Annotated in this window: 2 protein-coding genes; one reads left to right on the top strand and one right to left on the bottom strand. The window is 45.7% G+C overall.

What is annotated here, in order from left to right; all coding sequences use genetic code 11:
- Positions 1-189: hypothetical protein (locus ABGY95_RS02465; protein WP_347440099.1), on the top strand; the 189-nt coding region annotated here is incomplete at its 5' end.
- Positions 190-558: 369 nt separating this feature from the next.
- Here the strand turns inward: ABGY95_RS02465 and ABGY95_RS02470 are convergent.
- Complete coding sequence (locus tag ABGY95_RS02470) at positions 559-1,284, bottom strand: AraC family transcriptional regulator (protein WP_347440100.1); 726 nt, start codon at positions 1,282-1,284, stop codon at positions 559-561.
- Between the last annotated feature and the right edge of the window lie 402 nt (positions 1,285-1,686).

Consider the following 1,686-nt stretch of genomic DNA (forward strand, 5'->3'; position numbering starts at 1 on the left):
CGAAAAGCAATTCTTCGAGCTGGCCAACCAGACGACTTCAGTGTTGATTGTCAAAGCTCCTTCCGCCAAGACATTAGTAACCTTCACATTGGTATCATGGAGGACATCTCTGCTATAACCATGGGCTGGATGCCCCTCCATAGCAAACAACTCAAGCAAATCCCAATATCCTCTAGGTGCGTACTCTAAGCGGGGTGACTTCCATTCTAAATATAATGGATAGCGCACAGCACCAGCTTGCTTCCAACCGCTATGAAAGTCTGCTTTATGCTGAACAAAGAAGCCCACCTTGACACTTTGTCCTGGCACCACGGCAGAGTGAACACAAAGCGTTCGCTGGTTCACTACCTCAGTCTCTAGATCCACACTTCCTCTGGTTTTAGAGCAGAACACCGGGCCTCCGCTCAGACGAGCGGATAGACATAGTGCGCATAGAGCTACATATAGCAGTCTATTTATGGAGGTGGTTTTCATTTCGCTATCATAGTACAAGGCTCCCCCGTCCTGAGTATTGGACGGCCTCACCACATTTTTGTATAAATGCGGCAGATGGGCTCTTTAAAAGCGATCCCGGTACAATTTAGGGGTTTCTTTCATTACACGTGAAAACTCTCTAGAAAAGTGACTTTGATCCGCATAACCACATTCCGCTCCGACCTCAGCAAGGCTCAATGTCGATTGGGATAGTTTATGGCATGCCTCTTGAACTCGGAGGTGGCGTAAGTACTCCTTAGGAGTAGTAGCGTAAATCTTTCTGAATTTTCTAACAAATGAACTTATAGACATATTACTAACGTCTGCAAATTTCTGAACGGGAATATTTTCATGAAAAGACTCATGCATCATAGCCACCGCAGCTCCTAGAGCTTCTTCCGCTACACGACCACTCACTCCGCGTTCGAAAGGGCTGGTCACCCCAATAACCCCAACTACTTCACCTTTTTGGTTGATTAGAGGAGACTTCGTCGTTCTAGACCAATCTACAAACCCTTTACTACGAGTTACTAGCTCCACCTTTCCGCGAATCGACTTGCCGCTCTCGAGCACCCACTGGTCATCCTTTTTGTAGGCGTCGGCCATGTGCTTAGGCAAGTAGTCGTAGTCGGTCATTCCCAGAATGGAATGTTTATCTTCGACCTCAATTTCCCGAGCCAATCGCTCATTGATAGCTACCAAACGAAGATTTGTATCCTTCACAAAATAAAGAAAATCAGGTAGATCATCAAAGACAGAGGCTAGACTCCCCCCCAAGTCATTGTTTTGAAAAAAATCGTCATCGTGCATCACACTCACAATGACTATTGATCAGACTTCAATCAAGTAAGGAAATCTGATGAGTCACAGATTACACAAACTATCTTAACCTGTAATCCCGCGAAACAATGTACCCCCCCTGCGTAGTCCCACACCCACTCGTGGCTCCAACGCATCATACTCTCATTTATCAGAAAATTCACTGCCAGCCTATTGATCATCGCATCCATTCAAATTTCTTTAACCAAAGAGCATCCGAATTTACTCTTCTTTTTGGTCGATGACACGGGCACGCAGAATTGCTCCCCCCCCTTTCCAATTCGATAAACAAGACCAGCCAACCCTGACGAGAAACAACAACCTCTACCGTACATCTACCATGGAGCGTTTTGCCTAACAAGGAATCCATTTTACTCAAGCATAGACCTACAC

Source organism: Rubritalea sp. (assembly GCF_039830215.1).
Classification (GTDB): Bacteria; Verrucomicrobiota; Verrucomicrobiia; order Verrucomicrobiales; family Akkermansiaceae; genus Rubritalea.

Bases quoted from the DNA above. Each gene is read 5' to 3' on its own strand.
- ABGY95_RS02470 (WP_347440100.1), bottom strand. From the start codon at position 1,284: ATGCACGATGACGATTTTTTTCAAAACAATGACTTGGGGGGGAGTCTA.